At 72.3% G+C, this 12,795-nt stretch carries 11 protein-coding genes and 2 tRNA genes; 5 read left to right on the plus strand and 8 right to left on the minus strand.

What is annotated here, in order from left to right:
• Nucleotides 1-26: 26 nt before the first annotated feature.
• A complete protein-coding gene (locus ACWC97_RS17580) occupies nucleotides 27-1,697 on the plus strand; it encodes a hypothetical protein (protein WP_352277455.1) in 1,671 nt (556 codons plus the stop codon).
• Between the two features lie 75 nt (nucleotides 1,698-1,772).
• On the opposite strand, the gene ACWC97_RS17585 is transcribed toward ACWC97_RS17580, so the two are convergent.
• Complete coding sequence (locus ACWC97_RS17585) at nucleotides 1,773-2,333, minus strand: HIT family protein (protein WP_352277456.1); 561 nt, start codon at nucleotides 2,331-2,333, stop codon at nucleotides 1,773-1,775.
• Nucleotides 2,334-2,399: 66 nt separating this feature from the next.
• On the opposite strand from ACWC97_RS17585, the gene ACWC97_RS17590 reads away from it, so the two are divergent.
• Complete coding sequence (locus tag ACWC97_RS17590; protein WP_352277457.1) at nucleotides 2,400-3,077, plus strand: potassium channel family protein; 678 nt, start codon at nucleotides 2,400-2,402, stop codon at nucleotides 3,075-3,077.
• A gap of 30 nt (nucleotides 3,078-3,107) precedes the next feature.
• On the opposite strand, the gene thrS is transcribed toward ACWC97_RS17590, so the two are convergent.
• The 3 genes from thrS to ACWC97_RS17605 all read right to left on the minus strand — a co-directional run bounded on the left by thrS (nucleotide 3,108) and on the right by ACWC97_RS17605 (nucleotide 6,947).
• Nucleotides 3,108-5,084, minus strand: coding sequence for a threonine--tRNA ligase (gene thrS / locus ACWC97_RS17595; protein WP_352277458.1), 1,977 nt, complete (start codon nucleotides 5,082-5,084; stop codon nucleotides 3,108-3,110).
• Nucleotides 5,085-5,190: 106 nt separating this feature from the next.
• Entirely contained in the window at nucleotides 5,191-6,381 is a 1,191-nt protein-coding gene (locus ACWC97_RS17600) for a hypothetical protein (RefSeq protein ID WP_450650161.1), read from the minus strand.
• Nucleotides 6,381-6,947 carry a DUF4365 domain-containing protein gene (locus tag ACWC97_RS17605; RefSeq protein WP_352277460.1) on the minus strand — a complete coding sequence of 189 codons (567 nt, stop codon included), beginning with the start codon at nucleotides 6,945-6,947 and terminating at the stop codon, nucleotides 6,381-6,383. Before ACWC97_RS17605 ends, ACWC97_RS17600 begins: the two co-directional genes overlap by 1 nt.
• A gap of 193 nt (nucleotides 6,948-7,140) precedes the next feature.
• On the opposite strand from ACWC97_RS17605, the gene ACWC97_RS17610 reads away from it, so the two are divergent.
• Nucleotides 7,141-7,866 carry a 3'-5' exonuclease gene (locus ACWC97_RS17610; RefSeq protein WP_352277461.1) on the plus strand — a complete coding sequence of 242 codons (726 nt, stop codon included), beginning with the start codon at nucleotides 7,141-7,143 and terminating at the stop codon, nucleotides 7,864-7,866.
• A 118-nt stretch (nucleotides 7,867-7,984) separates the two neighbouring features.
• Here ACWC97_RS17610 and ACWC97_RS17615 read toward each other — a convergent pair.
• Together ACWC97_RS17615 and ACWC97_RS17620 are read right to left on the minus strand one after the other, a co-directional pair.
• A tRNA-Val gene (locus tag ACWC97_RS17615) sits at nucleotides 7,985-8,056 on the minus strand.
• A 39-nt stretch (nucleotides 8,057-8,095) separates the two neighbouring features.
• Nucleotides 8,096-8,542, minus strand: coding sequence for an SRPBCC family protein (locus ACWC97_RS17620; RefSeq protein WP_450650164.1), 447 nt, complete (start codon nucleotides 8,540-8,542; stop codon nucleotides 8,096-8,098).
• 83 nt (nucleotides 8,543-8,625) lie between these two features.
• On the opposite strand from ACWC97_RS17620, the gene ACWC97_RS17625 reads away from it, so the two are divergent.
• The gene (locus ACWC97_RS17625) at nucleotides 8,626-11,106 is read left to right on the plus strand and encodes an SCO7613 C-terminal domain-containing membrane protein (protein ID WP_450650165.1); all 2,481 of its coding nucleotides are present in this window, start codon (nucleotides 8,626-8,628) and stop codon (nucleotides 11,104-11,106) included.
• A 288-nt stretch (nucleotides 11,107-11,394) separates the two neighbouring features.
• Here the strand turns inward: ACWC97_RS17625 and ACWC97_RS17630 are convergent.
• Together ACWC97_RS17630 and ACWC97_RS17635 are read right to left on the minus strand one after the other, a co-directional pair.
• Nucleotides 11,395-11,466 (minus strand) — tRNA-Val (locus tag ACWC97_RS17630).
• Nucleotides 11,467-11,520: 54 nt separating this feature from the next.
• The gene (locus ACWC97_RS17635) at nucleotides 11,521-12,021 is read right to left on the minus strand and encodes a TIGR02611 family protein (RefSeq protein WP_450650167.1); all 501 of its coding nucleotides are present in this window, start codon (nucleotides 12,019-12,021) and stop codon (nucleotides 11,521-11,523) included.
• 189 nt (nucleotides 12,022-12,210) lie between these two features.
• On the opposite strand from ACWC97_RS17635, the gene ACWC97_RS17640 reads away from it, so the two are divergent.
• Nucleotides 12,211-12,624 carry an SsgA family sporulation/cell division regulator gene (locus ACWC97_RS17640; RefSeq protein ID WP_003959770.1) on the plus strand — a complete coding sequence of 138 codons (414 nt, stop codon included), beginning with the start codon at nucleotides 12,211-12,213 and terminating at the stop codon, nucleotides 12,622-12,624.
• Nucleotides 12,625-12,795: the final 171 nt, after the last annotated feature.

Here is a 12,795-nt window from a genome sequence, read left to right on the forward strand (position 1 = left end):
TTCCTCGGCGGCGAGTGGGGGCGACAGTGGCCAGCGACGGATTCGATTTCTCTCCCGGAGCGCAGATCCCGCTCCAGGGATCGGGCGGGCAGGCAGTGGTGACGAATGCCCTCGCCTCGGCGGCGTACCGGGACAGCCCGGTGGAGAAGATCCTTGAAGCCAACAACGAGTGGCACAAGTCCGAAGTCAAGGTGGGCCGTTCCAAGTTCCTCAAGTCCGACTACTTCAAGCCGAATTTCGGTGAGGCGTTCTCCCGCGCCGTCCAGGAGCGCATGCTGGGCGGCGCCCGCAAGGCCCTCATCCAGTCCTTCGGGACCGACCCGCAGACCGTCGTCGAGCACTGTCTGTCCGCGTCCCGTCTCCGCAAGAGCCGCGACACCAAACTCACCGTCATCACCGCCGTGTTCGGCCTCCTCTTCCTCCCCGGCATGCTGATGTGGATCATCGCGTTCCGGCTGCGCGACTCCCTCGCCAAGACCTCGGACAAGGTGCTCTCCGCGTTGGGCAACGCCATGCTCCCGATCATCGGGATCGTGGCGCTGATCGCCGTGGTCAACGTGGATCTCCACAACTTCCTGGCGATCTACGTCCTGCTGGCCATCGTCGCCCCGGTCGTCGGCTGGTATCTCGCCAAGCAGGTGGCCGAGGCGTCCGCCAAGGACATGCGGGCCCGCTGGGAGGGGCTGCTCTCCGGCGGCGGCGTCACCGCCAAGATCCCCGAGGCGGTGCCGAAGAACCCCAGCGAGACCTCCCGCGAGGCGCTCCGCCAGGGCCTGGAGAAGCTCACCGCCGAGCAGCACTCCAACTCGGTCTTCTACGCGGGCCCCAAGGGCATCCTCGGCATGGGGACCCGCTGGGGAAGCTGGCAGCTGGCCGAGGAGCTCGTCTCCAAGGAGCCCGGCAAGGAGTTCCACCAGTTCCGCAGCTGGGACGTGATCCGGGCGATCCACGACCAGCTCAAGATGCTGGAGCGCGGCCCGCTGAACACCGGGGGGTTCCCCAAGCCGTCGGTCACCCACTGGATCGTCTCCCCCGTCGGCGAGAACGCGGACTCGGTCTCCCGGCCGGCCGGTGAGGACGTCGCCACCTTCCAGGTCAAGCCGCACGAGATACAGCGGATCTGCAACCACCAGCAGTTCGGCGGCGGCAACCGGCACTATCTGGGCGTCCAGTTCGTCCTCTGGGACGGGCAGTTGATCATCACCATGATGATCACGGTCACGGTGCTCCACGAGACGCTGCGCATCGAGGTGACCGGGCACGCGCTCGGCCCGGTCCACTCGCTCTTCACCAGCAAGCCCTCGGCCCCGTCCAAGACGGTCAACAAGACGGTGCGTTTCTGGGAGACCCGGGACATCAAGCTGCCGCTGGTGGAGTCCAGCGAGGTGGTCCGCCTCGCCCTGCGCGCCCCGCTCACCTGGTATCCGCCGCTGCTGGACTACCTGGGCGGGAAGATCGCCCTGCCCGAGCCCTTCGGCCTGCGGCACGCCTGGGCCGAGCAGCCGTGGCGCCACCGCTTCATGGCGGACGACGCGATGCGCGCCGCGACGCCCGTGCTGCGCGCCGTGCACAACGCCGCGCTGCGGGTCCTCTCGGAGAACGGCGTCGACACCGAGCGCTTCGACAACCGCTCGATGGTGCTCAGCGGCGCCGTGCAGGACCCGAGCCCGCGCAAGGCCGACCTGTACGACGCGTAGCAGGCACGACGAAAAGCCCGAAGGCCGTCCCCCTCCGTCGGGGGCGGCCTTCGGGCTTTTCGTACGCCGGTCCCGTCAGCCGACCGGCCAGGCGTCGGCCAGCATCTTGCGCGTGTCCGCGAGCAGCTGCGGCAGCACCTTCGTGTGCCCGACGACGGGCATGAAGTTGGTGTCCCCGCCCCAGCGCGGCACCAGGTGCTGGTGCAGATGGGCCGCGATGCCCGCGCCCGCGACCGCGCCCTGGTTCATGCCGATGTTGAATCCGTGCGCCCCGGAGGCCGCCCGCAGCGCCACCATGGCCCGCTTGGTGAAGTCGGCCAGCTCCATGGTCTCCGGCCCGTCCAGCTCGGTGTAGTCGGCCACGTGCCGGTAGGGCACCACCATCAGGTGGCCGCCGTTGTACGGGTAGAGGTTCAGCACCGCGTAGACGTGCGTCCCGCGGGCGACGACGAGCCCGTCCTCGTCCGAACCCGACGGGATGCCGCAGAACGGACAGCCGTCGCCGGCCTCCGGGCCGGTCGGCTTGTTCTCCCCCTGGATGTACGCCATCCGGTGGGGCGTCCACAGGCGCTGGAACGCGTCGGGCGTCCCCACTCCGATCTGCTGTTCCGGCTCACTCGTCATGCGGATCAGCATATTGCTTCACTCCCCGGGCGCGTGTCGTCGGGGGCGCGCCCACCGTCGCGAGGCGATGCTGAGGCGATGAGCGCCCCGCCCGCCGACTCCGCCCCGCCCCGTCTCCGGCGCTGGGAGCAGCGCAGCGAGGTGCCGCTCTTCGGCGTCTCGCTGCTCTTCCTGCTCGGCTACGCGCTCCATGTCCTCGCGCCCGAGAGCCTGGGGGCCCTGCGGGATCTCGGCCTCGCCCTGGTCGGGGCCTGCTGGCTGGTCTTCGCGGCGGACTACGCGGTACGGCTGCGGTTCAGCGGCCTCGGGCACCGTTTCGTCCGGGTGCACTGGCTGGACACCCTGGTGCTGCTGCTTCCGCTGCTGCGGCCGCTGCGTCTGATCCACATCTACACGGTGGTCCAGCAGGGCCGGGAGAAGCCGCGCCTGAGCCTGTACGCCCGGGTGATCGGCTACGCGGGGACGGCCGCCCTGCTGCTCGGGTTCTCCGCCGCGCTGACCGTCTACCACCTGGAGCACCGGGCGCCCGGGACCACGATCCACACCTTCGGGGACGCCGTCTGGTGGGCCTGCGAGACGCTGACGACCGTGGGGTACGGGGACGCGGTGCCGGTCACGGCGGGCGGCCGGGCCGTGGCGTCGGGGCTGATGCTGTGCGGGCTGGCACTGCTCGGGGCGGTGACGGGTTCGTTCTCGTCGTGGCTGATGCAGGTGTTCCGGCGGGAGGACGAGACGAGGCCCCCGGAGGGCGGGTAGCGCTCCGGGGGCCTCGGGACCGTCGTCGGGTCAGACCTGGACGCGGTCCTCCACGGCCTTGCGGATCTTGGCGAGGGCGTCCTCGACCGGGATGCCGTTCTCCTGCGAACCGTCGCGGTAGCGGAAGGAGACGGCGCCGTTGGCCATGTCCTCGTCACCCGCGATGATCATGAAGGGCACCTTGGCCTTCTGCTGGTTGCGGATCTTCTTCTGCATCCGGTCGGAGGAGGCGTCCACCTCGACCCGCAGCCCCTGCTTGCGGGCCTTGGCCGCGAACTCCTGGAGGTACGGGACGTGCGCGTCGCCGATCGGGATGCCGACCGCCTGGACCGGGGCCAGCCAGACCGGGAAGGCGCCCGCGTAGTGCTCCAGGAGCACCGCGAAGAAGCGCTCGATGGAACCGAACAGGGCGCGGTGGATCATGACCGGGCGCTGCTTGGTGCCGTCCGGGCCGGTGTACTCCAGGTCGAAGCGCTCCGGCAGGTTGAAGTCGAGCTGCACGGTCGACATCTGCCAGGTGCGGCCGATGGCGTCCTTGCACTGGACCGAGATCTTCGGGCCGTAGAACGCGGCGCCGCCCGGGTCCGGGACCAGCGGCAGGCCCTGCTTCTCGGCGACCTGGCGCAGCGTCTCGGTGGCCTCCTCCCAGATCTCGTCGGAGCCGACGAACTTCTCCGGGTCCTTGGTGGAGAGCTCCAGGTAGAAGTCGGTCAGACCGTAGTCGCGGAGCAGGTTGAGGACGAAGGTGAGCGTCCGGTCGAGCTCCTCGGCCATCTGCTCCTTGGTGCAGTAGATGTGCGCGTCGTCCTGCGTGAAGCCGCGCGAGCGGGTCAGGCCGTGCACCACGCCGGACTTCTCGTACCGGTACACCGTGCCGAACTCGAAGAGGCGCAGCGGGAGTTCACGGTAGGAGCGGCCGCGCGCGTCGAAGATCAGGTTGTGCATCGGGCAGTTCATCGGCTTGAGGTAGTAGTCCACCCCGTCGTCGAGCTGCATGGGGGGGTACATGCCGTCCGCGTACCAGTCCAGGTGGCCGGACTTCTCGAAGAGCTTGCCCTTGGTGGCGTGCGGGGAGTAGACGAACTCGTAGCCCTCCTCCTCGTGGCGGCGGCGCGAGTAGTCCTCCATGGCGCGGCGGATGATGCCGCCCTTGGGGTGGAAGACCGCGAGGCCGGGGCCGATCTCGTCGGGGAAGGAGAAGAGGTCCAGCTCGTTGCCGAGCTTGCGGTGGTCGCGCTTGGCGGCCTCCTCCAGGAACTCCAGGTGCGCCTTCAGCTCTTCCTTGGTGGGCCAGGCGGTGCCGTAGATGCGCTGGAGCATCGGGTTCTTCTCGCTGCCGCGCCAGTACGCCGCGGCGTTGCGCATCAGCTTGAACGCCGGGATGAACCGGGTGGTCGGCAGGTGCGGACCCCGGCAGAGGTCCTTCCAGCACAGCTCGCCGGTCTTCGGGTCGAGGTTGTCGTAGATGGTCAGCTCGCCGCCGCCCACCTCGACGTCCGCGCCGTCGTCCGAGGAGGCGGAGCCCTTGATCCCGATGAGCTCCAGCTTGTACGGCTCGGCGGCCAGCTCCTCGCGGGCGTCCTCGTCCGTGACGACCCGGCGGGAGAAACGCTGGCCGCGCTTCTGGATCTCCTGCATCTTCTTCTCGATGGCCTTGAGATCCTCGGGCGTGAACGGCTTCTCGACGTCGAAGTCGTAGTAGAAGCCGTCCTTGACCGGCGGGCCGATGCCCAGCTTGGCCTCGGGGAAGAGCTGCTGCACGGCCTGCGCCATCACGTGGGCGGTGGAGTGCCGCAGGATGTTCAGACCGTCCTCGGAGGAGATCTCCACGGGCTCGACGACCTCGCCGTCGGCGACGGCGTACGCGAGGTCCTTCAGCTCACCGGCGACCCGGGCGGCGACGACGGTGCGCTCGCCGGCGAAGAGCTCGGCTGCCGTAGTGCCCGTCGTCACCACGCGCTCTTCCCGCTCGGAATCGCGTTGGATGGTCACACGGACGTCTGACACCGGTCTCTCCTGACTCAGGGGGCGCACCCGCATTCCTCTAGCGCGTGCCAGGGGAATCGTACCGAGCCGACGGCCCCCCGTGCGAAAAGGGCCGGGGCCGCCCCCTTCATTCGCCGCCGCAGGCCTCCTCGAAGCAGTCGAGGTTCTCGTGGAGGGACTTCATCAGCCGGTCCCGCTCCGCGTCGTCGACCCGTACGGGCACGACCCGCGCGGTCCGGGTCAGCCGGCGGAACCCGTCGTGGCTCTCCAGCCTGCCCTCCACCCGGATCGGCAGCCCCACCAGGTGGGCGTGGCCGGCGATCCGGTACGCCTCCTCGTCCAGTTCCAGCCGTACGTGCGGCACCTCGGCGCCCGCCAGCACCCGCAGCCGGACGATCCCGGGGCCGCCCGGCGCGGCCCTCCGCAGCCGGACGACGGCTCCGGTGACGCGGACGGTCTCGGGCGGCTCGTCCCTGAGGTAGCGGGCGCCCGCCCGGCGCAGCGCGGGCAGGTCGCCCGGGGAGAACTCCACCGGCTCGGGCCGGGGCGGGCAGCCCCCGGGCGGTCCGGCGGCCGGCGCCCAGTCCAGGGCGATGCCCGCCCCCTCCGAACCCCGTACGAGGGCGACGAGGGCCTGGGTCAGCTCCCGGCTGACGCCCGCCGCGACGGCCGTGTTGAAGGCTTCGAAGCCGCCGGTGGCGCGCTGGTAGTCCACGGCCTCGCGGGTGGCGTGCAGGGCCCGGTGGAGCCGGACGGCGACGGCCCGCCCGGAGGCGACCGGTACGAAGGCGGCGAGCTCGCGGCCGCCGGGCGCGGGCTCGACCAGCACGCCGTCGAGCGCGGCCCGCGCCCGGCGGCGGTGGCGTGCGCCGTGGTAGCCGGTGGTGGAACGCACGGCGAGGGCCCCGGCGAGCAGGATCTGCCGGGCGGCGGTGTGCAGCCGTTCCGCGCCGGTCCAGGCGGTCGCGCCCGCGACCGGTTCGGGGGCCTCCCGCCACCAGCGGATCTCGTCGCTGGGCACGGCGAGGGAGAGCAGGATCCCGCGGGCGGAGGGCAGCGCGCAGCGGGCGAGCGCGGTGAGCGCCTCGGCGAGGAGGTCCTCGCTGTCGGGGAAGGCGGTGGTGTCGGGGACCAGGAGGCTCGCCACGCCCCCTGCGGGGCCCGGCGGGGTCCAGCGGCCGTAACGTCCCGGGGTGCCGCCCCGGCGCAGCCAGCCGTGCCGGCCGAGCAGGGTGCCCAGGACGGCCGGGTCGACCCCGGCGGGGTCGGGGACGCCCACCGGGGGTGCCGCGCGGTTCCCGTCCGTCGGCCGGCGCATCAGGGCCTCCCTCCCGCCCCCACGCGGGCCATGATCCCGCAGAGCGCCCGGTCGTCGAAGATCCGCGAGGTCGGGACGCGCACGGTGGTCCGCCGCCGCCCGGTCACCGGGTGACCGGCCAGGTTGGTCCAGTAGCAGCAGTGCCGCAGGTCGAGCCGGTCGTGCCCGGCCCGCAGCCAGTCGTCCCGGCTGCGCGGCACGATCATCACGACGAGGATCTTGTGGACCGACACGGGGGTCCGGGCGAGCTTCACGAGATGGGCGTTGTCGAGGGTGAACGCGAACGTCGGTCCCGGCGGTCGCGGCGGAATCTGATAGGTGCACTTGAGCTGCACCTTGATGGTCACTTCGTCGTCCACGGCATGGCCGGGGGCTCCGTGGCTGACGTGCCAGTCGATGCCGTTGTCGGGGAAGGGCTGCGACAGGGAGCACCCCGCCGCCGCCGCGACCGCGTGCAGATAACCCACCTGGAGCGTCTCCATGCAGGCGGTGGTGGCGAGTGCGCCGCGCAGCGGTTCGGTCCGCTGGGGCAGCAGCCCGCTCGGTTCGGGCTTCGCGAGCGCCATGGCTGCGGGTGCCTTCCGGGCTGTGGCGACCGGTTTCCCGGTTCTCGGGACGACGGGCAACTGCCTTGCCCCGCACCTGTGTTGTCACCGCACCGGACGGTCCGCAAACGGCGTATCAGGCAAAGGGCGCGGGTATCACCGAACCGGGCGGAGGAACAGCACCATCTGCCGTTCGGCTGCGAGGAGTTCGGGGATGACGTACTGGTACGAAGGACCACTGGCCGCATTCGACACCGAGACGACGGGCATCGACGTGGAGGGGGACCGGATCGTTTCGGCCGCCCTCGTCGTCCAGGACATGGCGGGCGGCCGGATGCGCGTCACCCGCTGGCTGGTCAATCCGGGGGTGCCGGTGCCGCCCGCGGCGACCGCGATCCACGGGCTGACCGACGAGCACCTCCAGCACCACGGGCGCTGGCCGGCGCCGGTGATGGAGGAGGTGGCCCGCGCCCTGGCCGAGCAGTGCGCGGCCGGGCGCCCCCTCGTCGTGATGAACGCGCCGTTCGACCTGACCCTGCTGGACCGCGAGCTGAAGCGCCACCGCGCCTCCTCGCTGGGGACGTATGTGCAGAACTCCCCGCTGTGCGTGCTCGATCCGTACGTGCTCGACAAGCACCTGGACCGCTACCGCAAGGGCCGCCGCACCCTCACCGACCTCTGCGCGCTGTACGGCGTCGCCCTGAACGGCGCCCATGACGCCGAGGCCGACGCGACGGCCGCGCTGGAGCTGGTACGGGCGGTGGGGCGGCGGTTCTCCGCCCGGCTGGACCGGTTGAGCCCGTCGGAGCTCCACACCCTCCAGGCGGTCTGGCACGCGGCGCAGGCGCGCGGGCTGCAGGCGTGGTTCACGAAGAACGGTACGGCGGAGACGGTGGACCCGGCGTGGCCGCTGCGCCCGGCGCTCCCGACCGCCGCGTGACGGATCCGGGACCGTCCGGCCGTCCGGTTGCCCGGCCCACGAGCAGGGGACCGGACCCGGATCCGGACACACAGAAGCCGGTCCGTCGATGCTACTGACGGACCGGCTTCTCCCGGTGTGGGCGATACTGGGTTCGAACCAGTGACCTCTTCGGTGTGAACGAAGCGCTCTCCCACTGAGCTAATCGCCCGGGAACGGGTTGAACCATACAGGGCCCGGCGGCTCCGGTTCAAACCGCGCCCAGCCTGCCCAGCAGCCCGCGCCGTCCGGCGCGCATCATCAGGGCGTGATTGGCCCGGAACACCGGCCGTCCGGGCACCGCCAGGAGCCGCATCAGCCGCCTGCGCACCTCGACCTCCTGCTCGTAGACGGCCCGGCTGCCGCCGCCGTGCGCGGTCACCGTCCACCGGGCCCGGCCGACCAGGTCGCCGCCGAGCACGGCCTCCACGACCCGGGCCCGGGGGTCGCGGTGGCTCTCGCGGACGGTGACGACGAGTTCGTACGGGAGGAAAGCGCGGATCCGGATGGTCCCGGTGGTCCCGTCGGCCGTGGCCACCGCGCGGAACTGCGGCCACCAGCACGGGTACCGGTCGGCCTGTTCGAGGATCGCGTACACGGTGTCGGGCGGGGCCGGCAGGTCCCAGGTGCTCATGAAGCGGTAGTGGTTCCAGTCCATGGGCCCAGTCTGCGGATACTCAGCCGGGGAACTGAGTATCCGAGCGCATGTACGAAACCGTGGCCGACGCCACACTCACGTCCATGGAACATGTGCCGCCGCCCGCCGAGGAATTGGCGCTCCTCGACCGTGAACTGGCCCGGCTCGACGCCCGCCGGTCCCACCTGCTGGTCCGCCGGGCCTGGCTGCTGAGCGTGCTGACGCCGCCCGCCGCGCCGCCCGCACCGCACTTCGCCCCGTTCGGACCGCCCCCTCCGGCGCCGTTCGCGGTCCCCGCCGCCCGCGCCGGGAACGCCCCGGGCGGCGCGCAGAACGTGCTGCTCACCCTCGGCGGTCTCCTGCTGGCCGTCGCGGCCATCGCGTTCACCCTGGTGAGCTGGGGGCACATGGGGATCGCCGGGCGTTCGGCGGTGCTCGGCGCGGTGACGCTCGCGGCGCTCGCCGCCCCCGTCGCGCTGCTGCGCCGCGGGCTGTCCGCGACCGCGGAGTCGCTCGGCGCGCTGGCGTGCCTGCTGATGGTGCTCGACGCCTACGCGCTGCACCGGGTGGCGGTGCCGGAGGCCGGTGCGGCGGGGTTCACCGCGGCTTCCTCGGCGGTGCTCGCGGTGCTGTGGGGCGGGTACGGACTGCTTCTCGGACGGCTGCGGCTGCCCCTGCCGCTGGCCGTGGTGACCGCCCAGTTGCCGCTGGTGCTGTGGGCGTGGTCGGCGGGCGCGGGCGCCTCGGGGTTCGGCTGGGCACTGCTGGGGACGGCGGCGCTGGACTGCGTGATCGCGGTGCGCGGCCGGGGCGACGCGGTCCGGATGACGGCCTGCGCGGGCGCCTGGACGACCGGGCTCTGGGGGCTGCTGGTGGCGCTGGCGCAGTCGGTGGCGGCCCGTTCGGTGCCGGACGCGCTGGAGCCGGCCGCACTGCTGCTCGCGGGGGCGGCGATCGCCCTCTTCGGGGCGTGGCGCGCTCCCCGGGGGCTCGCGGTGGCGGGCGGGGTGCTCGCCGGGCTGTGCGGGGTGGCCGCGGTGGGCGGGGTGCTCTGCGCCGGAATGGACCGGGGCTGGTCGGTGCCGGTGTACCTGCTGTGCGGCGCGGCCCTGCTGACGGCGGTGCGCGCGCCGCTGCCGGAGCCGGTCGGGCGGGGGCTGGGCTGGGCCGCCGCGTCGGTGGGTACGGCGGCGGTGCTGGTCTCGGCGCCGCTGGCCGGGCTGTCGCTGCTGGGCCCGGTGTCGCAGCTGGGCCGGGTGTGGGCCGGGGCGCCCGACGGGGGTGTCCGGGGCGCGCTGGGCGTGACCGGTTCGGCGTGGTCCGCGACGGCCGCGGCCCCAGTGACGCTGCTGGCGGCGGCCGCGCTGCTGGGGGCCGCGTACCGCTGGTGGGACGGGCTGGTGCGGGTGGCCGGGCCGGTGCCGGGGCCGGGGCCTGGGGTGCGGGCGGCGGTGGGAGCCGTCGCCTCGGCCGTCTGCTGGGCGGGGCTCGTCACGCTCCCCGCGGTGCTGGGGTTCTCGTACCCGGCCGCCGTGGCCGCGCAGTCGGTGCTGGTGTGCGGAACGCTCGCCGTGGCGGTGACCCGGCTGCGCCGAGGCCCGGAGGCGGTGGGGTGGACGGCGCTGGTGTGCGGGCTGGCCGGAGCGGTCGGCGTGGGCTTCCTGTCGCTCGCCGAGGAGTCCGCGACGTACCCGGTGTTCGCGATGGCGCTGGTGGCGCTCGGAGCGGTCGCGGTGCTGCTCGACGGGCCGGTGGAGGGGGCGTCGCGGGCCGCGCAGGCGGTGGCGGCGGGCGGGGCCGTGGTGTGCGCGACGGTACTGGTCCGCGCGGGCGGGGCGTCGTGGGGCCTGGCCGGCCACCGGGCGGCACCCCTGCTGCTGGCGGTGACTGCGGCGACGGTACTGCTCGGGGCCCGGCTGCGGAACCGCCCGGTGGCCCCGGTGATCGAGATCGCCGGTGCGGTGCCGGCCGTCCTGGCGGTCCTCATGGCCGCACCGGACCGGCCGTACCTGGCGCTGGTGCTGGCGCTGTGCGGGGTACTGGCGGCGGGAACGGCGGTACGGGCCGAGCGACGGCCGGCGGCCGGCCACCTGGCGGTCGCGCTGTTCGTCCTGGCCACCTGGGTGCGGCTGACGGCCTCGGGCGTGACGGCCCCGGAGGCGTACACCCTGCCGGTGACGGTGCCCGCCCTGGCGGTCGGGGTGCTGCGACGGCGCCGCGACCCGTCGGCCTCGTCGTGGACGGCGTACGGGGCGGGTCTCGCCGCGACGCTGGTCCCGAGCCTCTGCGCGGCCTGGTTCGACCCGGACTGGCAGCGTCCGCTGCTGCTCGGCACGGCGGCGCTGGTGATCACCCTCGCGGGCGCCCGGCTGCGGCTCCAGGCCCTGCTGCTGCTCGGCGGCGCGGTGCTGGCCCTGGACGCCGTGCACGAGTTGGCGCCGTACGTCGTCCAGGTCGTCGGCGCACTCCCCCGCTGGCTGCCGCCCGCCCTGGCCGGAGCGCTGCTGCTGGTGGTCGGGGCCACGTACGAGCAGCGGCTGCGCGACGCGCGGCGGCTGAAGGAGAGTGTGGGCCGCATGCGCTGACGGAGCGTCGTCCCGGGCGGGAAAGAAACACCACGGCGAACTCGCCCGGGAAATGCAGCAGTTCACGGAGGCCCCGACCGATAGGGAATTCTCCGCGAACCGGAGTCATTGCCCGCCCGGGATCCCGGAAGGAAACCCTCCGGGAATTCCCGTGTCCCGGAAAACTCCGGAGACCCACCGGACCCCGCGCTCCCGCGGCCCCGCCGGCGGGAAAGCCGAGGACCCGCCGGAACCGGAAAACGCAGAGGGCCCGTGAGACTCTGCGGTCTCACGGGCCCTCTGTCCGGGTGGGCGATACTGGGTTCGAACCAGTGACCTCTTCGGTGTGAACGAAGCGCTCTCCCACTGAGCTAATCGCCCGGGTGCGGAGCAAACATTACCCCATGTCAGCGGCGCCCCATGACCACCCCCGGATCACTCGTGGATCTTCCACGGCATCGTGATGCCGAACTTCCAGACGTAGATCCCCACCAGCACCGCGACGATCACCAGACCGACCACGGTCAGGATGATGTTGCGCCGCCTGACCTTGGGGTCGAGCGCCCGCTGGGCGGCCTCGGTGACCTTCCGCCTGGTCCAGCGGAGCACGAGCTGCGCCCAGACGAACTCCGTCGCCCAGATCGCCATGCCCCCGAAGATCACCAGCCAGCCCGGACCGGGCAGCGGCAGCATGATGATCCCCGCCACCACCACGGCGAGGCCGATCACGAAGACGCCGACCTGCCAGCTCAGGTGCAGCGGCCTGGAGGCCCGGATGAACCCCGGCGCCCGCGAACCGAGCCCCCGCTCCTCGGGGGCACCTCCCTGGGCCTCTCCAGCCTCTCCGGCCACGCCGCTCTCCGCACCGTTCCCCGTGTCCGGAACGGGCGCCGCGGGAACGGCACCGCCGTCCCGTACGTCACGCTCCGCATTCATGGACCCAATCTACCGGAACGGCCTTCTTCACCGGAATGGCCGCATAACCAAAAGTTACACACCGCTGTACGAGCTACTCGAAGAGACACAAAAAGCCCAGAGGGGTTTACAACGCCACCGTAGGTGGCATGTCGATTTCGCCGACGTGCGAATCCCCGAGCGCACACTGAGCGAAAGGCCCTGGCGCTTATGAACACCACGGTCAGCTGCGAGCTGCACCTGCGCCTCGTTGTGTCGAGCGAGTCATCACTGCCTGTACCCGCGGGCCTGCGGTATGACACGGCCGATCCGTATGCCGTGCACGCCACCTTCCATACCGGAGCGGAGGAAACGGTCGAATGGGTATTCGCCCGCGACCTCCTTGCCGAGGGGCTGCACCGGCCCACCGGCACCGGAGACGTCCGCGTCTGGCCATCCCGTAGCCACGGCCAGGGCGTCGTCTGCATCGCGCTGAGCTCCCCGGAGGGCGAAGCACTGCTCGAAGCCCCGGCAAGGGCCCTGGAGTCGTTCCTGAAGCGGACCGACGCCGCGGTACCACCGGGCACCGAACATCGTCACTTCGATCTCGATACGGAGCTCTCACACATCCTGGCCGAGAGCTGACCAGGCCGAGAGCCGCACGGCGCCGTCCGACTCGGGGAGACGGCGCCGCCCGGAAAACCGCATACGGCTGACACCGGCGCCGTCCTCACGGAATCCACCGTGGTGACGGCGCCGGCGCGTCTCCGTGGCCGGTATCCGCCCCCGCACCACGCACCGGCCCGCTCGGGCCGG

This window comes from Streptomyces sp. NPDC001108 (assembly GCF_053598535.1).